The following is a 20,159-nucleotide window of genomic DNA, read 5'->3' on the forward strand; positions in this document are numbered from 1 at the left end:
CCTTAAAGCACCCAGACCCCCTTTCCCCATACTGGGTGCTTTTTTAATTTGAAAAATTAAACTAAGGAGGTGTTGCCAGTGCCAGAAGAAACCAAAATCTTACGATGCATAGGTAAGAAGAATGATGGCTCTAGATGTACTAGAGAAAAAGAGTTTGCAATGAAAAAAGCTCCAGAAGAGTGGAGGTGTTGGCAGCATCCTCCCGAAGGAAGTAAGAAAACTAATAAATCTAATGAAGTAGGTCAAAATAAGCTAACTGATAATCAAAAGGAGCAATTGATATTATGGCTTGCCGAAGGAAAAGGGCCCAAGGATATTGTTAGATTAATAGAAAAAGAGTTTGAAATGAGTTTTGCACCTGCTACAATCTGCTATTATAAAAAGAAGTACCAAGATAAAATTTTGAAAAAACAGAAGGAAATAGAGAAATATATTTCAATCAATGTTAAGCTGGCCAATAAAACTAAAAGGATAGAAGAGTTAGATAGTCTTTATCAGAGATCTTTAAATCAAAATAAACTTGATACTGCCAGAAGAGTATTAAAGTTAATTGCAGAAGAAATGGGAGAGCTTGAGCAAAACATTAATTTGAATACAACTGCTAAAGAAGGAATAATGGCAGCTTATAAAAGGAGAAAAGAGAGGGAGAGCAATGACCAATGAACCTGATTGGGAAGAGCTCTCTTATTTTTATTATGACAAACCAGTAGAATTTGTAGAAGATATTATTGGTCAAGAGCCTACTGATCAGCAAGCTAAGCTTTTAAATTCAGTTTTAGAAAATCGGGCCACTTCTGCTAAAGCGGGCCATGGAGTAGGAAAAACAGCAGGCGAAGCCTGGGTAGTGCTTTGGTTTATGTTTACTAGAGCTATGTGCAGGATCCCCTGTACTGCTCCTACTGGCCATCAGCTTAATGATATACTTTGGCCTGAAATCAAGAAATGGTATAACCAAAGCAAACTAAAGGAACATGAACTCTTTCTATGGACCAAAACTAGATTTGCATTTAATGATGAAGAGTATAAGGATATGTGGTTTGCTACTCCTAGAAGTTCAAACAAACCTGATAATATGCAAGGTTTTCATGCTGATGAAGTTTTATATATAGTTGATGAAGCTTCAGGGGTAGATCAAGAAGTAATGGAAGTTATAGAGGGGGCCCTAACAAATGATGGGGCCCGTCTTTTAATGTGTGGAAATCCTACTCAAATTTCAGGTATGTTTTATGATTCGCATAAAAAAGATAGAGACTTCTTTAACTGTCTTACTTTTTCTTGCGAGGATAGTCCTTTAGTTAGTCAGGAGTATATAGATAGGATCTATGATAGATACGGCTATCACTCCAATGTGGCCCGGGTAAGAGTTAGAGGTCAATTTCCAACTCAGGAGCCAGATACTATTATTCCAATTACTCTACCTGAAAAGGCTGCAATGACAGAGATAGATCCAGAAGGTAGAGTAGTTCATATTGGAGTAGATGTGGCCCGGTATGGAGACGATGAAACTGTATTCTACAGCAGGAGAGGTGGCAAAAACTTAGATTATGAAATAAAGCAGCAGACTTCCACTACAGATACTTCAGGCTTTGCAGCTGCCTTAGCTAAAAAATATAATAGCCAGTATCAAGTTAAAATTAAAGTTGATGTAACAGGAGTTGGAGGTGGAGTAGTTGATGAACTTAAAGCTAAGAGTTTAAATAATACTATAATAATTCCTGTTGGCTTTGGAGAAAAAGCAGCCGAAAATGATAAGTACGCTAATAAAGTAACTGAAATGTATTTTTTAGCTAAAGAGTACTTAAAAGAAAATCCTAATCAGATTCCAAATGATGAAGAGTTAATAGCTCAGTTATCCAGTAGAAAGTATAGTATCGATTCTAAGGATAGATTTAGGATAGAATCTAAAGATGATTTTAAAAAGAGGACTGGCCAGAGTCCTGACAGAGCCGATGGATTTGTATTGAGTTATTACGAAGCTAAAAGAAAAACAGCTGGTACCTGGTAGGAGGTGGATCAATGTCAGAAGAAGCAATTAAAGCTATGAGTGCTTTAGTTAATAGATTTAGATTTGTAAGCAGAATAGGAACTAGCCATAATGGTGAGCGTGATTATTATGATGTGCTTGGTTATCCAGGGATAGGCGGAATGTCTTTTGAAGACTATTGGAATATGTACGATCGTAATCCTATAGCAGGTAATATAGTTGAAAAGCCAGTCTTCTATTCTTGGAAAAACAGTCCCAAAATCATAGAAGATCAGGATAATGATACTCAGTTTGAAAAGGATATAAAAGAAATCAGGGAGAATACAAAGCTGTTCCATTATATGAAGAGGGCCGATAAAATAAGCGGGATAGGTCAGTTTGGAATATTACTTATCGGGACTAGTCAAGGAAATCTCAATGAACCTTTAGAGGATAACTCGTTAAGCGGGCCCGGAGATATATTATATACCAAACCTTATCACCAGGGGAGCGTAGAGATTAAAGAGTATTATGAGGATGCAAGTAATAAGAAGTTTGGTAAACCTAAATTCTATAATGTTAAGATTGATTTTCCGGCGACTGGTCAAACAAAGACTAAGGAAGTACATGAAAGTAGAATAATTCATATAGCGGAGGATAAAGATGAATCCGATGTAATTGGCAGGCCCAGACTTAAAAGAGCTTATAATAATTTAATCGATCTGCTTAAAGTTGTTGGCGGTGGTGCAGAGACATTTTGGCTTAATGCTAGAAATCCTAAGCAGTTTCAACCTAAGGAGGATTATGATTTTGGGCCCGGAGAGAAAGAAGAAACTGAGGCTGAAATAGAGAAGTTTTATAATAAATTAACTCGTTGGATAAAGACCAAAGGAATTGAAATTAACGAGCTAAACAATGAAATTGCTGATCCTTCCTCTAGCTTTGAAACTATAATCAAACTATTAGCAGCCTCAGCTAATATGCCGGTTAGAATTTTAATAGGTAATGAAGCTGGAGAGCTGGCCAGCAGTCAAGATGAGAGGAACTGGCTATCTTATATAGAAAGCCGCAGGGAAAACTATGTTAACCCTGAAATATTAGAACCTTTTGTAGATTGGTGTATCGATAAAGGAGCTATTAGTGAGCCTGAAGATAGTTATAAAATTAACTGGCCTAATCTATTCCAATTGAGTGCCAAAGAGAAATCAGAAATATTAAGCGATGTAAGTGATGCTTTGAGTAATATGAGCCCTGACCAAGATGTAACCAAGCTTTTAGAAGATGCAACCTTAATAGTCGATATAATAGAAGAATATACCTCACTTAATATAGATCGGGATAAGATGCCTGATAAAAATGTGAGTTCCTTATTAGAGATAACTAGAAAGTTAAGAGAAGATCAGGACATTAGCCAGGAGACTAGACTTGAGATTATAGCTCCGCTTATTGACGGCCTAGAAGTTAAAAAGGAACTTAATAGGTTAGATGCGGAAGATAAGAAGGAGTATAATCGGATTAAAGAAGAGATGGACCAAGCTTTAGCTGGAGAAGAGTGATAATATGCCTACGGAGTTTGTAATTAAGAGTATAGAAGAAAGGTTGAAAGAAGAGGAGCGGGCCCAGAAATATGTTAAGCTTTTGGAAGGTACCTTAAAAAGAATAGATAGAGACTTGCTGGAGATGTTTCCTAAAGCCAGTGAAGACGGCAGCTGGTCTAAGTCTAAGTTGCATAAGTATAACCGTAAACAAAAATTGAAAGAGCAGATCGAAGCTGAGATAAAAAAATATGCTCAGGATTTTAAGAAGGAATTAAGGGATGGACTGGCTCAGGGATATAAGCAGCAGTCGCTTTTTGTGCAAGAAACTATATCTAAAGCTACTGATCAGTCTTTTTCAAGACTACCTGTTCAGTCAATCAAAACCGTTGCTATTGATCAAGCCGAGATTGCCGGTAAAACATTAACTGAATATATTAGCAAGTACAGTACTGATTTAGCTCATAGGATCCAGACGGAGGTATTTCAAGGAATTGCTTTAGGAGAAAACCCAGAAAGGGTAGCTAAAAGGCTGGCCCAAGCTGGGAAGATGGGAGAAGCTAGGGCTAAGACTACTTTCCGCAGCTGGTATAATAAAATATTAAATTCAGCTAACTTTGATACTTATGAACAATCAAGCGTGGAAAAAGTTATTTATGACGCTACTTTAGATACTAGAACTACAATGATATGTGCTAGCAGAGATGGTAATATCTATACTTTAGAAGAAATCAGGGACATGTTACCGGCTCATCATAACTGACGTAGTATCGGTAGACCGATAGTCCCAGGTGTGGACTACGATGTCGGCAAAACCTATGATGATTGGTTATTAGATGGCCGGAGATCCAAAGAGCAAATCAATGAGGTTAAGAATAAATTAGAGCAAGCTAAAAAATATGAACGAATCGGTGATCAAGAGTATCAGCGATTAGATGGTATAGTGAAAAAAGCAGAACAAAAACTAGCTTAAGCACCCGCAAGGGTGTTTTTTTATATTACCTAGAAAGGAGGTGTAAAGTTGACAGAGTTAAATTTAGTCTGTAATGAGATAAAGAATGAAAATATAAGCTATAAGACTTTAGAAGGCCAGAAGTATTTAGTGGCTCCAGTGGTAATTGTCCAAGAGCAAGTGCTTAATGGAGAGCTGCTTACTGCTAATGAATTAAGCAAGTATATAGCAGCTTGGAATGGGGTACCGGTAACAGTCCCTCACCCTGAGGATGATCAGGGCCGTAAGGTAAGTGCCAACTCTTCCCCAAAAACATTAGAAAGATATAAAGTAGGTATAGTTTTTAATGTATCCTATGATCAACAAAAGAAGCAGCTCAAAGGCGAAGTCTGGATTAATGAAGATAAAGCCAAAAAGATACCTAAGGGAGAGAAGGCTGTAAAAAAGATCAAAAATAATAAGCCGTTGGATGTAAGCAGTGGTTATTTTTCTGATACCAGCAAAGAGAGCGGCTACCATAACGGCCAAAAGTATAATGGCAAGCAATATAACCTTAGACCTGATCATTTAGCTTTGCTCCCAGAGACCAAAGGAGCTTGTAGTTGGCAAGATGGTTGCGGCATCAGGGCTAATGAGCAGCAGGGAGGGGGTGGTATTATCAGCACCAAGGAAAAGGTGGAAACCTTGTTTGGTAGATTTTTAGATAGCCTGGGCCCGCTAGATGAAGAAGAAGAAATAGTAGATAATGATCTAAGCGATCGAGATGTAAGGAGTCAGTTAAGAAAGAAGTTAGCCGATAAGTTCGGCGGAAAGAAGATTAGCGTTAGGGTAAGGGAGGTATTTCCAAATTATGTAATCTTCCGGGTTATCGATAATAGAATGGAGCGTCAATCTTCTTTATACCAAATGAGTTATAGTCGTAATGATAATGAGGATGAAGTTAGTTTAGGCGAAGAGGCTCAGGAAGTGCAAAGGAAGGTAGAGTATGAGCCAATTAACAACAATAAGGAGGATGAAGAGATGAAAGTAAATGAAGATGCTAGCAGAGAAGATATTATTGCTAACGTGCTGGATTGTGACTGTAATAAGTTATCTGAAAGTACTTTAAAGGCCATGGATGATGAAGAATTAGAGTTTTATGCTGGTGGTTTGGATTGTAATGAAGAGGAAGGCGAAGAAAGCACTGAAGGTGATTCCGGTGAGGATACTTCTTCAAAGCAGGAAGATGAAGATAATGAAGAAGTACAAGCTAACCAGCTACAAGGGATCATCAACAAGGCTCTAGAGCCAGTAACTAATAAACTAGAGCAGCTTGAAGAAGAGATCAATAAGGATAAGGTGGAGCAGAAAAGACCTTATATTGACCTGATTGCTAACTCTGAAGATAATCCGTTTCCGGAAGAAGAACTTAAAGAGATGAGCTTAGATAAGCTTAAGTCTTTAAGTAGAGCTTTTGGAAGTTCTTCGGCAGTTGACTATTCGGGGTTAGGCGGGCCCAGAGTTAATCTAGAGCAGGATGAAGACGTTGATTATGAAGGTTCAACTATTGATGACTTAAAATCAAACCAAGGGGGTAGTAAGTAATGGCACCAAAAAAGATTCATATTAAGCAGTATGTAGACTGTCAAAAAGAAGCGCCGGCAGCTGCTGAGATTACTCCAGGTGAGTTGCTAGAAGAGGTTGATGGTAAGGTGCAACCTCACTCATCAGCTGGAGAGAACTGTATTCCTTTAGTGGCTAAAGAAGAAGGTTATATAGGAAGGAGTATTGATGAAACCTATTCAGAGGATGATCAAGTAAGATATGAAGTTGGTCATACTGGAGAGAGGTTTTATATGCTCCTAGGTGCTGGAGAGGATGTAGGTAAAGACGATTTGCTTGAATCAGCAGGAAATGGAGCTTTGCAGGCCCACGATGAGCCAACTGCTGATGGTGACAGCTCTGTTATTCAAGTAGATGCTGCTCGTTTTAAAGCGGTGGAAGCGGTAGATAACAGCGGAGAAACAGAGAAAACTAGAATTCGAGTAGAGGTGATTAAATAATGAGTAAAAATATTATAGCTCCTGATCAATTAAGCGGAGCAAGTTATAACTTTAATAGGATGGTGCTGGCCGGACTTACTTTGAACGAGATCAAAAAGCAAAGGCTTAAAACTAATGCTAGTCTGCTGCGAAAAGATGAATGGAAGGTAATTGATGATACTATTGTAACCGTAGCTAGAAATAGACTGCATGCAGTTCAAGATTTGATCGATAGAAACTTAACTAAGGATGCCGGAGGGTTAGGATCACTGCTGGCTCAGTATGAAAAGGCTTCTGGAATGACTGAGGCTGAGATTAGTATGAGCCCGATTACCGATAGTGAAGAAGATACCCAGACCTTTGATATTGCATCTACTCCAATTCCGATTGTGCAAAAAGACTTCACTCTTGATATTAGACGCTTGCAGGCTAGTCGTCGCCGAGGTACTTCCCTAGATGATAGCCAGGCTACCGAGGCTACTAGAAAAGTTTCGGAAGCTAGTGAAGATATGGTAGTTAATGGGGTGCAGCTTACTTTAAACGGAAATAAGATCTATGGCTATACAAGCTTCCCGGATCGAATTCAAGGAGCAGCACCAGGGAGTTGGGATACACTGAGCAATATTTATACTACCGTCCGTTTAATGATTAAAGATGCTAGGGATAATGGCGATTTCCGCGGGCCCTTCTTATTATATACTGCTTCTGAGCAATGGGATGAAATGATGGAAGTTTATGAGGATGGCTCAGGACAGACGGCCAGAGATAGAGTCTTAGATAAGTTTCCTAATCTTGAAGATATTAAGCCGCTTTATAATCTTGAAGATGGAGAGTTAGTGCTTGTGCAGATGACTTCTGATGTGGTTAACTTACAGATTGCAGAAAGCATCAATACTATAGAGTGGAATACACATGGGGAGTTAAAGTCTCATTATAAGGTAATGGCTTGTTGGGTACCTGAGATCCGCTCTGATTCTAAAGGTCGCTGCGGTCTGGTTCATTATACTGGAGCTTAAATTCAAATCATAAGAGGAGGCTTTTATAAATGAAAGTTAAATTATTAAGGAGCACGTTTTCCCGTACTGAAGCGGGGAAGCGTGTTACCTATAAGGCTGGCGAAGTTATAGAAGATGTAAGTCAGAATACCTATGAATCTTTTAAGGAGAATATGCAGGTTATTCAACCGGGCCCGCTTGACGAGAATAATGCTGATGGCGAAGATAATACTGGAGATTCCAAGGAGCAAGATAACTCTTCTAAAGAAAGTGACTCTGCGGAAAATGAGGAAAGCGAATACACTCGTGAGGAATTAGAAGCTAAAAATGTGACTGGTGAAGACGGACTAAGATCTATCGGTTCAGAGCTGGGAGTTACTGATTATAATAACTTGAAGAAGAAAGAGTTAATTAAAGAGATTTTAGCTGCTCAGGAAGAGCAAGAAGAGAAAGATGATCAGTAATGATTGAATATATAACTACAGAAGAGCTTAGAGATAACCTAGAGATTGATGGTGACTTTAGAGAGAAGAAGTTGGCCCGGATAGTCAACCGGGTTAATGCTGAAATTTCTGATTTGACTAATAACAACTCTACTGATATGAATATTTTGAAAGATGCTGCCTTTGATTATGCAGAATATAAATATCATCGTACTCCTGGTACTGAAAGCGAATCAGAGGATGATCTTAACTACAAATGGGGTAAAGATGTTAAGGAAGCTGCTGATTTTGTCCCGGATAAGTATATAGTTGAAGAAGATGAGAGAAGTGATAATGCAGAAATAAGTTTCTTATAGAGGTGATCTGATGAGGTTTATGAAGGTTATTAGCTCGAATATTCAGGATGAAGGTATAGTTGGAGTTGAGTCTGAGGCCAAAGATGGCGTTATAATGACTGATTACCCTTGTAAGATTGATGAATCAGTTAGTTATGATACCGGAGAAGATGGAGAAAGTTATGAGGGGTCAGCTAAACTAAAGGGCCAGCTTACCCAAAACATTAAGAAAGGCTATATTCTCGAAGATGAAAACGGTCTCTATAAGATAGTTACTGTTCCGAAGTTGGGCCGTAAGTGGTTAAGGGCTGAATTAGTTAAGCTAGGATGAGGGGGTGAGCTTATTGGTTCAAGATGAGTTGATAGCATTTGAATGGGAAGGTCTTGACGAACAGATTAGAGAGTTAAAGATAGTTGAACATGAAATTGAAGATGAACTTGATCGGATCCTACTTCAATGTGCAGAAATATATCAATCAGAAGTCCAAAAACTAATTAAACAGGATAAGTGGCACCATAAAACTCCCGATAAACACGGTAAATACGTTAGAGACTTGATAGATACTGGCTATATGAGGAAAGCAATTACTAGTTATGTAGCTCGAGACTTAAACCACCGCTACGGAGTGACTATTTTTCCAGCTGAATATACTAAGTATTTAAACTATGGCACTGAAGATGAACATGGCAATGAGTTGATTCAGGCTTATAAGTTTGTAGAGAAAGCTAAGAAGAATGTAGAGGATGAAATTTATGATTATTTTGAAGAGAAGATAATTGAGGTTTTAGGGTAGGTGGTGATAATTGAAGCTTATAACTGATGTAATTGAAAACTATTTAGGTCAACTGAAGATAAGTGATAGTTACGGGCCAGTGGATAAAGTGAAGTCTTATGGCCACTTAAAGGATTTAAAAGGGGTAGATTATGGCTTGGCTTATCAGTTGGATACTGGCCAAGCTTATAAAAATAGAAAGATGAAATTTGATGACCTTCTATTTATTCACGGCTTTAGTCCTAACATTAGGTCAGCTTACTATTTACGGCCAAAGATAATTCAACACTTAGATAAAAGCCGGGAAGATCTGGAGGATGAAAATATTTATGTTTATAGCTGTCGGTATCGAAATAAAGAAGGTACCCCAAAGAAAAATAAGGTCTTAGAATTATGGGAAGTAGTTGTATCCTTTGATATCCGTTGGGAGGTGCTATAAGTGAATGAAGTTTTAAATGATTTCAAAGAGCAGGTTACTGATAATTTTACAATCAAATATACAAATAAGACAAAAGAGGAATATTTTGTCCCTGGGGACTATCCGGCCCTATGTGTTGATCCTGAAAATTTTGATCCAGAAACGAAAGGTTTGAGTCGTAAGTTTGCTTATAATAACTTTGCTTTTAATTTAGTTTATTATGAGCCAATTCCAGCTAATGATAATGTAGATATGAGTTCTTTTATAGATAAGATTGAAGATATAATGAAAGAGTTAGTAACTAGCTCAGAGTTAAACAAAAAGTATTTGTTTGGAGCAAGTGTTAGTTTACCTAAGAAAAGACGACACGACAATGAAGAGTTTAAGGCAGTTATTAAAATCAAAGGAGAAGTCATTTAAACCCCTATTTGGGTGTTTTTATTATTTTAGAAGGAGGAATGCAAGATGGGAACTGGACGCAACGCAAGAATGATGGTTGGGATCCAAGAAGAAAAAGGCCAAGAGGCTCAGGAGTTAAAGAGATATATGCCTAGAAGCATTACTATGGAGACTCAAACTGAAAGTGCCGAAAGTGAAGCCTTAACCGGTAATCGTTTCGTGGAAGATGAAATGACTTCCGCTATCTACTGTGATGGTGATTCTAATCTGGAGGTTAATATAGAAAGCTTTCCGGATTTACTCAAACTAGCTGGCTTTGAAGAAAATTCAGAGCCGAATAACTTTCAAACTGAAGTAGTTGAAAGTGAGGATAATACTGAAAATACTATCAAGGTTGAGGCTACCTATGGACTCAAAGCAGGAGATTCTATAGATATTGATATCGATACTGCTACTATAGACAGTGTAGATCACGAGACTAAGTTAGTTAAGCTTGATGAGCCTCTAGAAGAAGCTCCGAGTGCTGGAGATGCAGTAGTCAATAATGATAGATATGCTCACGTATTCAAAACAGCTTTAACTATTGATTATTGGGCCACCTTGATTAGAGATATGAGAGATGAGGATATGTACTCTATTTTCAAGGACTGTAAGATTAACTCTCTTAACCTTAATGCTACTTCGCAAGCTTATCTTACTTTAGACGTTACCTGGAATGGTATTAAAGGAGATGAGGTTGAGGATCAGGCTCCGGAAGATGACTATACTGTTGATAATCTTACGGGTCCTAAAATGGTGGCTACTGATATTGATCTGTTGATTGATGAAGAAGATGCCACCGATATAGTAGATGATTTTACTACTGCAGTTAATAATAATCTGGATACTGAAGATTTTGGTCTTAACCGGACTAAGCAGCGTAGAACTCTGGATGTAGAGGAAGGTGAGATTAACCTGGACTTTACGGCTCAATTTGATAGGCAGATGTATCTTGACCTGAAGGAAAAGGAGAAAGAAAATATCTATACTGAGGTTGAAGCTCAGTTTGATGAAGGATTGGCTATTGAGTACCCAAGAGTTAAGGTTAATTCTGTGGAGGCTCCGGTAGACGGGCCCGGAAAGGTAACTACTAGCTTCAATGGTAATGCTTTATTTGATCAGACTGAGGAGACTCCAATGATTGTTACTGTTGTTGATGAGAATGATCAGAAGTACTAAGAGGTTAGTATTTTTTATTATTCGTTGTGTTCTTAGCTTTTTGTTTCTTTATATTTTTGGGGTTGTTTTGTTGTCAATAGTAAGTCTTTTTATATTTTTGATAACCATTGAAATAATAGGGGAGCTGATACTAATGTCAATGAGAGAAGAAACTATTAGAGTTGAAGATGGAGAGAGATTTGTTGAGGCTAAGAAATATTTATCACTAATTAACCGCAGGAGCTACCAAAGGCTCGGCCAGCCTGAGAAGTTAAAGATTAAGAAGGGCCAGGAGATGGAGACTAATATAGATAAGTCCCCTGAGAGTGATAAAGTGCTGTGGATTCTAAAAAAGCAGGTTACTGATTGGTCCTGCGAAGAGGAAGTTAATGATGGTAATATAGAGCAAAATATTGAAGTTGCTGACCTGCTTATGGATCTGGCTGATGAGATTATTGAGGCTAATGACTTAGGACAGTTAGAAGAAGAGACTAAGGTTGTTAGATGTCCTGAGTGTCAGGTTAAGTATGATCTAGAAGAGGATATGGTGGTAGAGACAAAAAACTAGATCCTAGGTCTGATGAGCGGAGATATCTTTATAATGCTGCTGGTATGTATGTTAGAGGTGAACCTCCTGGAACTCATAAGGGGAGAAAGTATTATCGAGAGATTCAGGAGGCTAGCATTTATTTTGTTAATGATTTCAACGGTCGTTGGCAGCTTCAACATTTACCTTATGGTGATGCGGTGGGTATAGATAATCATCCGGCGGTGCTTATGGATCGTTTGTTTTTGATTCAAAGCTATGTTAATCAGCAGATCAAGAAGAAGCAGGATAGGAAGAAGAGAAAATAGGGGAGTGATGTCAAGTGAGTATTTAAATTATTTTAAAATAATACTTGATATGGGACTATAATACTGGTACAATATGCATGTAAGTACCTAGGTATCTAGGTATTAAGACAAGCTTTGATTTTTGGTTATATTATTTTGATTTGTGCATAATAATTAGTAACAAACTAACTATTAAAAGTGTATTATAAAATAAACCCAGCTAGATGGGGGTCTAGCTGGGCCCAGAGTTACCTCCTATGTAAGGTCTATAGAGTCAAAACTACTTTAAAGTAGTTTCTTGATTATCTCCAATAGTAGTTGGAGGATGGCTAATAACACTTCGATTATTCTTAACCAATTCATATTAACCACCTCCTTTCTTGAATATTTAGGAGGCAGCGCTCTGGTAAGCCAGTACCTACCGATAATAGGTGCTGGCTTAACCATTATTATAACATGCTTTACCAGTATCGACAAAAATAAATAGATATTAAACCACCAAATAGTGGTGGTTTTTTTATTTCCCGAAATATTTAAATAATAATTAATTTTTGAAACACTCGCAAGGGTGTTTTTTTCTATTTAATAGGAGGTGTAATCAATGACTAGGCAAGAAGTTGTAAGTCTTATGATCCGGGCCCAGAAAGATCTACAAGGAATAGACGCTACCGTTCAAAGCCTCCAGGGAATGAGAAGAGAATTGGAGAGGGTAGCTAGAGGTGTTAGATCTCAAAGCAGAAAGATAATCCGCAATATTGAGCGGATGAAAAGAGGTTGGGAGAGGCTTAGAAATACTATGAAGACAATCAGAAATGCTGCCTTGGGCTTCTTTACCCTGATTGTTGCCAAAGCATCGATTCCAATAAAGTTTTATGCAGATTTGCAAAAAGAGTTATCTAATGTCAATACGCTATTAAACGTGTCTCAGGAAGAGTTGAGAGAGTATGAGCAGGCTATAATATCATTATCAAATCAGACTGGAAAGAGTGCTACAGAGCTAACTCAGGGTTTATATGATGTAGTTTCTGCTGGAGTTGATGCTGCAAATTCTATGGGAGTATTAGAGCAGGCTGCCAAGGCTGCTCAGGCTGGAATGACTGAGGTTGATACCGCTGCTAAAGCTGGAATATCTACTATTAATGCCTACGGAATGTCTATTGATGAGCTTAATGATGTTTATGATATTCAATTTAGCACAATCCGTTCAGGGATTATAACTTATGAGGAACTAGGAAATAACATAGGCAAGTTAATTCCATCAGCTGCTGCTTTGGACGAAGAGTTAAGTAATGTTTATGGTTCTTTAGGTTTTATTACTCAGCAGGGCCAGAATGCTGATCAAGCTACTACATCTTTAGCTAGGGCTTTTGATGAATTAGCTGCAAGATCAGAGGAAATAAGAAGTGTAACTGGGATAGAGGTATTTGATGATTTAGGAGAGTTTAGAGGCTTACCCGAAGTTATGGAAGAATTAGCTGAGCATATGGAAGATATGTCAAGAGAGGAAGTAATAGGCAACTTAGAAGAAATAGGCTTTGGAGAGCAAGCAAGTAGGGCTATAAGGCCTATGATCCGCAACTATGAGCAGTTTGAAGAGATAATCGATGATGTAGCGGACTCTTCAGGAGCTATGGAAGAGGCCCACGAGAAGGCGATAGATAATATAGCTCACGATTTCAACAGATTACGCCAAACTGCAATTAATGTATTAAGACAGATCGGCTCTGCTTTCGAGGGTGAGTCCAGAGATATTATCACTACACTCAGGGAATGGTTAGAGACGACCGGTGAAGTGATAGAAGAAAATAGAGAAGCGATCAAGATTGTAGCCGAATTTGCACTTGGATTAGCTAAAACAGCAGCGATTATCGCAGCGGTGGCTACTGCATTTTTGGCATTGACTACTCCTTTAGGCTTGTTGATTACAGGGGTAGCTGCTTTATATGCTGCTTGGAGGTTGAACCTCTTCGGGGTCAGAGAGATAACTGAAGAAGTTATAGAAGATATTAAAAAAATATGGGATGATTTAAGAAGCATTGAAGCTGTAAAGTTTTTGATTGAATTTGCAGGTGACACCTGGAAAGCTCTTAAGGATGGAGACTTACAAACTGTTCTAGGTAGGATTGTTACTTTGAAGGTTAGCTTGGCTTTGATGAAGGGTGCAGCTGCTGCTATTAAGGCTAAAATAATATCTGGTTTAGGATTAGGGTTAGGAACAGCAGCTTTAGGAGCTGGTAAGGTTGGTTTAGGAACTAGTATGTTAGGTGTTCTTTCAGTAGGTATAGCCTTAAAAGAAGCTTTAGGAGATGAAGGCGATTTTGAAAGCTTTGGTGCTGATCTGATTGCTGCTTTAGCTGCTGGTATAGGAGTTAGTTTTATAGGTGGTCCAAAAGCTGGAACATTAGCTTTTACAGTATTTATGAACTTCCAAATAGGGAGCTGGATAGCTGAAGAGTTAGATGAAAAATTAAGTGAAATAGGGCCAAAGGCTGATAGTTGGTTTACTAGATTTCAACCAAGTGGCGGTTCAAGTTCAGTACATAATCCGCTTCCTGGATTGAAATCCGGAGGTTATACAGGCAATATACCAGTAGATGAAGTAGCCGGAGTAGTTCACGGTGGGGAGTGGGTAGCTCCTGCTTGGATGGTAGATGATCCTGAGTTTGGTTCTATAATTGCACAACTTGAACAAGCCAGACGTGGATATAAAGATGGAGGACATGTGGGCCGTAACCTTTCTACTCTCCAAGAATCAGGACTAGCAGACGATTCAATGCTATACGGAATGCTTGAAAACTTATCTAAAATAGCCGAGGATACAGAAGAATTTCAAAAGCTAGTTGAGGTTATAGCTTCGGTTGATCAAATCCAAAATAGCTTTGAAAATGAACTGCAAGATGTTAAAAGTCAGATTGAAGAAGATACCGGAGAAGTAGAAGAGTTTCTTGAAAATATTGAAAGTAATCAACAAGAGCAAAGCAGACTATTAGAAAAGACCAATAGTGTACTAGCTGAAAATCTAACCGAAATCTTAGGTCAAGATGGAGACTATGGAGATCTTCAGAATATGCTGGCCCAGGACTTATACGGAGCAGCTACCGAAAATATAACTAATCAATTTGCAGATGCTTTCGAGGCTCATTTCCAAACTGAATTTGCTGGTATTTTAACTGATATTGAAGAGATAGACTTTAGCGATGATCCTGAGGAAGCATTTGAGCAGGCTCAGCAAGCATTGGAAGAGTTTGAAGATCAGCTGGAAGAGGCAGGTTATGAACTAGAGGGTTCTACAAGTAGTTTAGAAAGATTTGCTGATACCTTAGAGGCAACACTTAACGATCTTTCCGGGGTTATAAGCGATCTGAATAATTTAGGTATGGAAAGTGATACCCTAGATAATCTCGATAGCTTGATTAATTCAATGCAAAGTGGTATGAGCCTAATGGATAGCCTAAGTGGGACATTAGGAAACCTTGCTTCAGGGTTAGATAATATAGGAGCTTCTTCGTTATCCAGTGGTGCTTCATCGTTAGCTAGCTTGGCAGGCGGGCCCGCTGGAATGATAGCAGGCGCTGGGATAGGAATAGGGAGCGAATTGATAAGTAGCTCTAGACAAAGACAACAAGAACAAATCGAAGCCTTTGAAGAAGGTTTAGCTGAATCTAAAGAACAAACAGAGCTTTTAGAAGAAATCAAGGGGAATACTTTAGAAACAGCTAGAAACATAGTGTCGTTAGTTGCTGGCCATCCTACCCAACACTATATTGGCCAAGGTGAAGAGCACTTGCAAAATTATTTAGGAATGATGCAGACAGATATACTACCTGATTTTTCAGAGCTAGAAGTATTAGGAGCTAGAAATCGTAGAACACCTGGCAGAAGTGATGAAGATATGAGTGAAACTTTAGATTTATTTACTGCACTGAGATATATGGGCCATGATGTATCTGGGTTTTTAGAACGTGCCGGAGGCTCTTGGGGGCCTGATTACGATGATCTAAAAGAGATGAATGACTTAATTCAAGGTTTAGATGAAAGTGATTTTGATGAAGATGTTATAGAAGATATATTTGGAGAAAGTAGGATAAGAGATGATGTAGATACAAACCTTGAAGAAATACAAGATCAAATTCAATATTACTTAGATACTATAGGAGAGCTTAAAAAGCAAATTGATAACTTCTCTGAATCTGTTCGGTATGAAGATTTTGGAATGACCGAATGGCAATCAGCCCAGGATCAAGTTGAAAATTATAGAGAACAAATAGAGCAGATGTACGAAGAATCAGGTAAGGATTTAGATGATCATATGCCTGAAATAGATGAAGCTGTAGAAGAGTATGCAGATAAATTTGTAGATGGCGGCGAAAGAATTATTACAGTAATGCAAGATGTCAGAGGTAGTTTTATCAATACTTTTGCTGATGGTGGGTCTTTAATTGAATCATTTGCCGGAGGATTAAGCAGTGCTTTTGGCACAATGTTCGAAGATATATCCCGCCTAATGTATGATACTCTATTAAATGACTTAGACCAAGGATTTAATGAACTTTTTGGGAGCGTTGCAGATGAATTAGTAGAATATGATCTGAGTGAAGATGGCAATTTAATGGATTTCTCTGAAGATCTGATAGAATCTAGTGATTTAGATGGTCTATTTGATGAAATGGCTGAGTTAGAAGATAAGCAAGAAAATATGACTACCATTGTAGATGTTATAAGACAGCAGGCACGAGATGCTGGAATAAGTGAAGAAATGATTGACCAGATGCTGCCTATGACTGAAGCTGAAGAGCGGGCCCGAGAAATAGCCAATACTGTTAGCAATGAATTGGGCTCAGCTATGAGAGACGCTTTAGATACTGGCGACTATTTAGACTTTACTCAATCAATGGGAGAGAGCATCTATCAAAATGCTAAAGATGGGTTGATAGACGCTTTTGTAGAGAGTGAAACTTATCAAAAGCTATTCGAAGATTGGTTTGATTTTGGTAATGTGGATAGCTTACTAGATGGCGTAGAAGACCCCAGGCAAGCTTTTAAAGTTATAGAATCAGAGTTAGATGTTGTAATGGAAGATCTAAAAGAAGCAGGACTTGACTTTGGTTACGATAGAGTACCTGGTGAATCTGGCCGTGAGGAATATGCCGGTGGGGATTATTATGCTGGAGCTGATACTTCAGGTGAAAAAGCTAAAATAGTTAATCAGCACTTTTATTTTAATCCCAGCATAGGACATCTTTACGGCCCAAGCCAGACAGAATTATTTGAAAAATGGGAAGACTGGCAGGAAGAACAAGAGAAAACTCAAATTTAAAAATAACTACGGGGAGCAGGAGGCTGCTCCTCATATTTATTGGGAGGCGATGATTATGCCAAAAGAGATTACGGAATTTGGATATCAAACTATTAGAGATTTTATCGAAGGTAAAGAGATAAATCATTGGGAGTATTTGGCTTTATTTGACCATACAGGAGAAGAGTTTTTAAGAATATCTATTGATGAAGATGAAAGGTTAGAGTGGATACATGAAGAAGGAGCTGATGTTTTAGTTTTAGAAGGTGAATTTAGTGGCAGTAATGAGGATATAGATCTGCCGAGAGCATTTGAAGAAGGGTGTTTGTTTAATCAAGCAGAGGGAGGAGATCCAGTAACACCTAAGCAGAATATCAAAGACCCTGAATCTCCCTATGCTCCAGTTTTAGAAAACTCAGCAGATACCATTACTATAACTATAGAGATAGAAGCTCCTAAAGGGGAGGAATAACAGATGAACTTAACCTTATGTGGATACCCTGTTAAGGATGAAAAACACGAAAATGTAGGCGATAAAATATTCTTTTTAGAACACGACACTATCTTAGAAAGTACGATTGAGATAGAAACAGATGGCGGAGAGGAGTTGACTTACGAAGAAGATTTTGAACTGGTTAGTGAAATCGAAAAATATTCTAATGAAGTTGATGATAAGGTATTTAGGTATCTGAGAATAATCAATGAAGATTATCAAGAAGTTAAATTGGTCTTCAATTATAAAACTCTCACTCCAATCAGGCTAAATTTAAACTTCTTTGGTTATCAAATCAAAAATGAAGAACATAGGGATGTAGGTGATGAAGTATTCCCTTTAGCACATGATACTATTTTAGAAAGTACGATCAAGATAGAAACTGAATCTGGCACTGAATTAACCTATGAAGAAGATTTTGAATTAAAAAGTAAAGATCCTATGTATTCCGAACAAATAGAAGACGATGAAGTTTTCAAGTATGTTAAGGTAACTAATAAAGATTACCAAAGTACTAAATTAATTGTCGACTATAGAACAATAGGGGATTATTTTGATTATGCTGATTTAAAAAGAGTAAAAGAAGACTCTCAATTAATGTCAAATATTATAGCTAATAATGCTGCTGACAGTGCTGAAAGTAGTGCTAAAAGTTACGCTGATGATTTATTAAATGGTTATGAGATACAAGTAAATGGTGATGACGGTGATGGTATAATTAATTTTAAAACAAAGTAGGTGATAAAATGACAATAACCATAGATGGAATGGAGTTAGAATCAGTCAAAGTAGATGACGAGGAAGTTAAAGAGATAACTATTGATGGTTTAACTGTCTGGCTTATACTATACAACCATGGAAAAGAATTTGTTAATTGGGTTGAAGGTTATATAGCTGGTTCTCCTGAAATGTCAAAAGAAGGAGAATATTTATATATCAAGGCAGGCAATGATGATGATATAGAAGAAGGAACTTGGATTACTGAAGATAAATTTGAATTAGAAGCAGGTGATAAAATAGAATTAACTGGTTATATGGATGCTGAAAGCGGTGATGAACATGTTGGTGCTGGTTATACTTATGAAAAAGAAGAAAGCTTATTAACTCATGATATTATACCAAACAATGATGAGTTTTATATAGGTATCCGAGCAAGGGATAATTCTCCAAAAATTAAACGGTTAGCAGAAATTGAAATTAATAAAATAAATATAATTAAACAATATAGCAAATCGTTAATATGGGCTACAGACGAACAAGGAAGACGTGTTCAATCCGCACACTTTGAAGATAATATTTTAGTTGCATGTGGTAATGATGAAAAAGCAAGAATCTATGATATATCTGACCCTAGTAATCCAGACCATAAAGCTACTATTGATGTTGGCGATATGCTTAATTCTGTACGAATCAGAAACAATATATTAGTTATAGGGGGTCGTAATAATAAAGCAGAAATTTATGATATATCTGACCCCAGTAATCCAGACTATAAAGCTACTACTGATGGTCATAGTGATAATATTAGAACTATGAGTCTTAGAAATAATATTTTAGTTACGGCGGGTGCTGATGAGACAGCAAGAATCTATGATATATCTGACCCTAGTAGTCCAGACCATAAAGCTACTATTGATTACCATACTTCATATATCGATGATGTTTATCTTAGAAATGATATACTAATTACAGGTAGTTGGGATGATAAATCAGCTATTTATGATATATCTGACCCTAGTAGTCCAGACCATAAAGCTACTATTGATTTTGATACTGGTGTTTATACTGTTTATCATAGGGACAATATATTAGTTATAGGCGATGCAGATGGGATAGTAAAAATTTATGATATATCTGACCCCAGTAATCCAGACCATAAAGCTACTATTGATTTTGATACTGGTGTTTATGCTGTTTATCATAGGGACAATATATTAGTTATAGGCGATGCAGATGGGATAGTAAAAATTTATGATATATCTGACCCCAGTAATCCAGACCATAAAGCTACTTTTGATTACCACCATGATAGAATTAAATCTTTATACCATATTGATGATATATTGATTACAGGTAGTTGGGATGATAGATTAGCCATTTATGACTTATCAATTTTATTAGGAGGATGATAAAAGTGGAAATGATTATTTCTGATGCAAAGCTTGGAGAAAATTTAGGTGCTGAAATTGAATATAGGCTAATAAATAGATCTAAAAAACAAATGAGGGATAAAGAAAATAAAGTTATTCTTTATAACTTAGAAGATGAATTATGTATAATTAGTCCAGACACAGATTTGAATTATTTCAATACTGGCAAGATGAATAAAGTAATTAAAATACCATATGGAGGAACTAAAGCATCTATGCGATCTATAGATTACAATGGTTTCCTTATGCAGTTTTTAATTAATCCAAGAATTGATTATTTACTGTTAGGACATTTGTCCTGTTAAAAGCTCAGTTTTTCTTACAATTTAAATAGACCGCTACTTCTTAATATGCT

23 protein-coding genes are annotated in these 20,159 nt (G+C 37.4%); 22 read left to right on the forward strand and 1 reads right to left on the reverse strand.

Annotation, left to right across the window (positions count from 1 at the left end; all coding sequences use genetic code 11):
* The first annotated feature begins 78 nt into the window (after nt 1-78).
* The 17 genes from MWH30_RS06550 (at nt 79) to MWH30_RS06630 (ending at nt 11,886) form a co-directional block, all read left to right on the forward strand.
* Nucleotides 79-663, forward strand: a complete 585-nt coding sequence (locus tag MWH30_RS06550; protein ID WP_248663262.1) for a hypothetical protein — start codon at nt 79-81, stop codon at nt 661-663.
* A complete protein-coding gene (locus tag MWH30_RS06555) occupies nt 653-2,005 on the forward strand; it encodes a DEAD/DEAH box helicase family protein (RefSeq protein ID WP_248663263.1) in 1,353 nt (450 codons plus the stop codon). The genes MWH30_RS06550 and MWH30_RS06555 overlap by 11 nt, the downstream gene beginning before the upstream one ends.
* 11 nt (nt 2,006-2,016) lie before the next feature.
* Complete coding sequence (locus MWH30_RS06560; RefSeq protein ID WP_248663264.1) at nt 2,017-3,519, forward strand: anti-CBASS protein Acb1 family protein; 1,503 nt, start codon at nt 2,017-2,019, stop codon at nt 3,517-3,519.
* Between the two features lie 4 nt (nt 3,520-3,523).
* Nucleotides 3,524-4,261, forward strand: coding sequence for a phage minor head protein (locus tag MWH30_RS06565; RefSeq protein ID WP_248663265.1), 738 nt, complete (start codon nt 3,524-3,526; stop codon nt 4,259-4,261).
* 30 nt (nt 4,262-4,291) lie between these two features.
* A complete protein-coding gene (locus tag MWH30_RS06570; RefSeq protein ID WP_248663266.1) occupies nt 4,292-4,471 on the forward strand; it encodes a hypothetical protein in 180 nt (59 codons plus the stop codon).
* Between the two features lie 48 nt (nt 4,472-4,519).
* Nucleotides 4,520-6,034: a DUF2213 domain-containing protein gene (locus tag MWH30_RS06575; protein WP_248663267.1), complete on the forward strand. Its 1,515-nt coding sequence runs from the start codon at nt 4,520-4,522 to the stop codon at nt 6,032-6,034.
* Nucleotides 6,034-6,492: a hypothetical protein gene (locus MWH30_RS06580; RefSeq protein ID WP_248663268.1), complete on the forward strand. Its 459-nt coding sequence runs from the start codon at nt 6,034-6,036 to the stop codon at nt 6,490-6,492. The genes MWH30_RS06575 and MWH30_RS06580 overlap by 1 nt, the downstream gene beginning before the upstream one ends.
* A complete protein-coding gene (locus MWH30_RS06585; protein ID WP_248663269.1) occupies nt 6,492-7,487 on the forward strand; it encodes a major capsid protein in 996 nt (331 codons plus the stop codon). Before MWH30_RS06580 ends, MWH30_RS06585 begins: the two co-directional genes overlap by 1 nt.
* A 29-nt stretch (nt 7,488-7,516) precedes the next feature.
* On the forward strand, nt 7,517-7,930 hold the full coding sequence (locus tag MWH30_RS06590) for a Rho termination factor N-terminal domain-containing protein (RefSeq protein WP_248663270.1): 414 nt from the start codon (nt 7,517-7,519) through the stop codon (nt 7,928-7,930).
* Complete coding sequence (locus tag MWH30_RS06595; protein ID WP_248663271.1) at nt 7,930-8,265, forward strand: hypothetical protein; 336 nt, start codon at nt 7,930-7,932, stop codon at nt 8,263-8,265. Before MWH30_RS06590 ends, MWH30_RS06595 begins: the two co-directional genes overlap by 1 nt.
* 10 nt (nt 8,266-8,275) lie before the next feature.
* Complete coding sequence (locus tag MWH30_RS06600; protein ID WP_248663272.1) at nt 8,276-8,575, forward strand: hypothetical protein; 300 nt, start codon at nt 8,276-8,278, stop codon at nt 8,573-8,575.
* A 13-nt stretch (nt 8,576-8,588) separates the two neighbouring features.
* A complete protein-coding gene (locus tag MWH30_RS06605) occupies nt 8,589-9,038 on the forward strand; it encodes an HK97 gp10 family phage protein (protein ID WP_248663273.1) in 450 nt (149 codons plus the stop codon).
* Between the two features lie 10 nt (nt 9,039-9,048).
* Nucleotides 9,049-9,456, forward strand: coding sequence for a hypothetical protein (locus MWH30_RS06610; protein WP_248663274.1), 408 nt, complete (start codon nt 9,049-9,051; stop codon nt 9,454-9,456).
* Nucleotides 9,457-9,855 (forward strand): hypothetical protein, encoded by a 399-nt coding sequence (locus MWH30_RS06615; RefSeq protein WP_248663275.1) that lies wholly within the window; start codon nt 9,457-9,459, stop codon nt 9,853-9,855.
* Between the two features lie 45 nt (nt 9,856-9,900).
* Nucleotides 9,901-11,052: a phage tail tube protein gene (locus MWH30_RS06620; protein WP_248663276.1), complete on the forward strand. Its 1,152-nt coding sequence runs from the start codon at nt 9,901-9,903 to the stop codon at nt 11,050-11,052.
* 133 nt (nt 11,053-11,185) lie between these two features.
* Nucleotides 11,186-11,599 (forward strand): hypothetical protein, encoded by a 414-nt coding sequence (locus MWH30_RS06625; RefSeq protein WP_248663277.1) that lies wholly within the window; start codon nt 11,186-11,188, stop codon nt 11,597-11,599.
* 44 nt (nt 11,600-11,643) lie between these two features.
* Nucleotides 11,644-11,886 carry a hypothetical protein gene (locus tag MWH30_RS06630; RefSeq protein WP_248663278.1) on the forward strand — a complete coding sequence of 81 codons (243 nt, stop codon included), beginning with the start codon at nt 11,644-11,646 and terminating at the stop codon, nt 11,884-11,886.
* Between the two features lie 264 nt (nt 11,887-12,150).
* On the opposite strand, the gene MWH30_RS06635 is transcribed toward MWH30_RS06630, so the two are convergent.
* On the reverse strand, nt 12,151-12,312 hold the full coding sequence (locus MWH30_RS06635) for a hypothetical protein (protein ID WP_248663279.1): 162 nt from the start codon (nt 12,310-12,312) through the stop codon (nt 12,151-12,153).
* Nucleotides 12,313-12,466: 154 nt separating this feature from the next.
* Between MWH30_RS06635 and MWH30_RS06640 the strand changes: the two genes are divergently transcribed.
* Genes MWH30_RS06640 through MWH30_RS06660 form a run of 5 tightly spaced genes read left to right on the forward strand, consistent with a single transcriptional unit; the run spans nt 12,467 to nt 20,109 of the window.
* Nucleotides 12,467-17,182 carry a phage tail tape measure protein gene (locus MWH30_RS06640; RefSeq protein WP_248663280.1) on the forward strand — a complete coding sequence of 1,572 codons (4,716 nt, stop codon included), beginning with the start codon at nt 12,467-12,469 and terminating at the stop codon, nt 17,180-17,182.
* A gap of 55 nt (nt 17,183-17,237) precedes the next feature.
* Nucleotides 17,238-17,633, forward strand: coding sequence for a hypothetical protein (locus tag MWH30_RS06645; protein WP_248663281.1), 396 nt, complete (start codon nt 17,238-17,240; stop codon nt 17,631-17,633).
* A 3-nt stretch (nt 17,634-17,636) separates the two neighbouring features.
* A complete protein-coding gene (locus MWH30_RS06650; protein WP_248663282.1) occupies nt 17,637-18,392 on the forward strand; it encodes a hypothetical protein in 756 nt (251 codons plus the stop codon).
* Between the two features lie 8 nt (nt 18,393-18,400).
* Entirely contained in the window at nt 18,401-19,783 is a 1,383-nt protein-coding gene (locus tag MWH30_RS06655; RefSeq protein WP_248663283.1) for an LVIVD repeat-containing protein, read from the forward strand.
* Nucleotides 19,784-19,788: 5 nt separating this feature from the next.
* Nucleotides 19,789-20,109 (forward strand): hypothetical protein, encoded by a 321-nt coding sequence (locus MWH30_RS06660; protein ID WP_248663284.1) that lies wholly within the window; start codon nt 19,789-19,791, stop codon nt 20,107-20,109.
* Nucleotides 20,110-20,159 lie beyond the last annotated feature (50 nt).

This window comes from Fuchsiella alkaliacetigena, assembly GCF_023227765.1.
In the GTDB taxonomy this organism is placed as follows: Bacteria; Bacillota; Halanaerobiia; order Halobacteroidales; family Acetohalobiaceae; genus Fuchsiella; species Fuchsiella alkaliacetigena.

Excerpts from the sequence above, each read along its gene's own strand:
- MWH30_RS06560 (WP_248663264.1), top strand. The coding sequence starts at position 2,017 with ATGTCAGAAGAAGCAATTAAAGCTATGAGTGCTTTAGTTAATAGATTT.
- MWH30_RS06630 (WP_248663278.1), top strand. The coding sequence starts at position 11,644 with ATGTATGTTAGAGGTGAACCTCCTGGAACTCATAAGGGGAGAAAGTAT.
- MWH30_RS06565 (WP_248663265.1), top strand. The coding sequence starts at position 3,524 with ATGCCTACGGAGTTTGTAATTAAGAGTATAGAAGAAAGGTTGAAAGAA.
- MWH30_RS06580 (WP_248663268.1), top strand. The coding sequence starts at position 6,034 with ATGGCACCAAAAAAGATTCATATTAAGCAGTATGTAGACTGTCAAAAA.
- MWH30_RS06585 (WP_248663269.1), top strand. The coding sequence starts at position 6,492 with ATGAGTAAAAATATTATAGCTCCTGATCAATTAAGCGGAGCAAGTTAT.
- MWH30_RS06635 (WP_248663279.1), bottom strand. The coding sequence starts at position 12,312 with ATGGTTAAGCCAGCACCTATTATCGGTAGGTACTGGCTTACCAGAGCG.
- MWH30_RS06555 (WP_248663263.1), top strand. The coding sequence starts at position 653 with ATGACCAATGAACCTGATTGGGAAGAGCTCTCTTATTTTTATTATGAC.
- MWH30_RS06600 (WP_248663272.1), top strand. The coding sequence starts at position 8,276 with ATGAGGTTTATGAAGGTTATTAGCTCGAATATTCAGGATGAAGGTATA.
- MWH30_RS06655 (WP_248663283.1), top strand. The coding sequence starts at position 18,401 with ATGACAATAACCATAGATGGAATGGAGTTAGAATCAGTCAAAGTAGAT.
- MWH30_RS06650 (WP_248663282.1), top strand. The coding sequence starts at position 17,637 with ATGAACTTAACCTTATGTGGATACCCTGTTAAGGATGAAAAACACGAA.
- MWH30_RS06620 (WP_248663276.1), top strand. The coding sequence starts at position 9,901 with ATGGGAACTGGACGCAACGCAAGAATGATGGTTGGGATCCAAGAAGAA.
- MWH30_RS06625 (WP_248663277.1), top strand. The coding sequence starts at position 11,186 with ATGTCAATGAGAGAAGAAACTATTAGAGTTGAAGATGGAGAGAGATTT.
- MWH30_RS06595 (WP_248663271.1), top strand. The coding sequence starts at position 7,930 with ATGATTGAATATATAACTACAGAAGAGCTTAGAGATAACCTAGAGATT.
- MWH30_RS06640 (WP_248663280.1), top strand. The coding sequence starts at position 12,467 with ATGACTAGGCAAGAAGTTGTAAGTCTTATGATCCGGGCCCAGAAAGAT.
- MWH30_RS06645 (WP_248663281.1), top strand. The coding sequence starts at position 17,238 with ATGCCAAAAGAGATTACGGAATTTGGATATCAAACTATTAGAGATTTT.
- MWH30_RS06590 (WP_248663270.1), top strand. The coding sequence starts at position 7,517 with ATGAAAGTTAAATTATTAAGGAGCACGTTTTCCCGTACTGAAGCGGGG.